1 protein-coding gene and 1 pseudogene are annotated in these 1,406 nt (G+C 73.6%); both read right to left on the reverse strand.

Going from position 1 to position 1,406, the window contains the following annotated elements; translation table 11 throughout:
* Positions 1–377 (reverse strand): annotated as a pseudogene (locus tag ABD211_RS33105) (hypothetical protein); the annotation flags it as partial.
* Between the two features lie 148 nt (positions 378–525).
* A partial coding sequence (locus ABD211_RS33110) for a dihydrolipoamide acetyltransferase family protein (protein ID WP_344140470.1) occupies positions 526–1,406 on the reverse strand: 881 nt, incomplete at its 5' end.

The raw sequence follows: 1,406 nt of genomic DNA on the forward strand, positions 1-1,406 counted from the left end.
GGGGCCGCGGGCTGGTTGGCCGGCGGGAAGCCGGCCGGCGTGCCGTACGTGCCGGGCTGGTTGCCGGGCGGCGGGCTCGACGGCTGGGGCGGCTGGGCGGCCGCCGCCTGCTGGCCGGGCGCCCCGTAGGGCTGGTAGGGCTGCGGGCTGCCGTACACACCGCCGCCGGGGGCCGGCTGCGGCGCGCCGTAGGTGGTCGGCTGCCCGTACGTCGCGGGCTGACCGTAGGTGGTCGGCTGGGGCGGGGCACCGGCGCCGGCGGGCGGCGGGGAGCCCACCGAGGAGGACGCCGAGTAGCGCCCCTGGGTGCCGGACTGCGGCCCGGCCCACTCGCCCTCCGCCGGCTTCTCTGCCGGGTAGGTCTCGTCGGACGTCATGGTGGGCCCTCCTGGTTCGGTGGATCGGGTCGCGCCGACCGAGCAACACCGTACAGCCCGGGTCCACGATCGGGTGACCCACGGTCGGCTGAATGTCCTATCGGGTGGGCGGACGGATCCGCCCACCCGGCAGGTCGTTTTTAGGCCCTCAGGCCGATCCCAGCAGCGCCGACACCGGATCGTGCAGGAATCGGCCGACATCACGCAGGAACTTCGCGCCGAGTTCACCGTCGACGATCCTGTGGTCGAACGACAGGCTCAGCGTGGTCACCTGGCGGATCCTGAGCTTGCCCTTGTGCACCCACGGCGTCTCGCGGACCACGCCGAAGGCGAGGATCGCCGCCTCGCCGGGCGGCAGGATCGGCGTGCCCGAGTCGACCCCGAAGACGCCTACGTTCGTGATGCTGAACGTGCCCCCGGCCAGGTCGGCCGGCGCGGTGCGACCCTCCCGCGCGACCCCGACCAGGGCGTTCATCGCCTCAGCCAGCTCTCGCAGGCTGAGCGCGCCGGCGTCCTTGATGTTCGGGACGATCAGGCCCCGCTCGGTCGCGGCCGCGATGCCCAGGTTCACGTACTCCTTGACGATGATCTCGTTGGTCGCCGCCGACCAGGTCGAGTTGATCATCGGGTGCTTCGCGATCGCGGCCAGCGCCGCCTTCGCGACCAGGAGCAGCGGCGACACGCGCGTGCCCTGCCAGTCGGGCAGCGCCTTGAGCCGCTCGAGCGCCCGCATCGTGCGGGTCACATCCAGGGTGAGGAACACCGTCGCGTGCGGCGCGGTGAACGCCGACGCCACCATGTTCGCGGCCGTGTGCTTGCGGATCCCCTTGATCGGGATCCGCTGCTCGCGGCCCGTGCTCTTCGTCGGCGCGGGCGCCGCGACGGCCGCGTGCACGTCGTCGCGGGTGATCGACCCCTGCGGCCCGGAGCCGACGAGCAGGTGCAGGTCGACGCCGAGGTCCTTGGCGAGCTTGCGCACGGGCGGCTTGCCCAGCGCGACCGTCGCCGCCGACGGCGCGGCGGGCGACA

This window comes from Luedemannella flava (assembly GCF_039528515.1).
Classification (GTDB): domain Bacteria; phylum Actinomycetota; class Actinomycetes; order Mycobacteriales; family Micromonosporaceae; genus Luedemannella; species Luedemannella flava.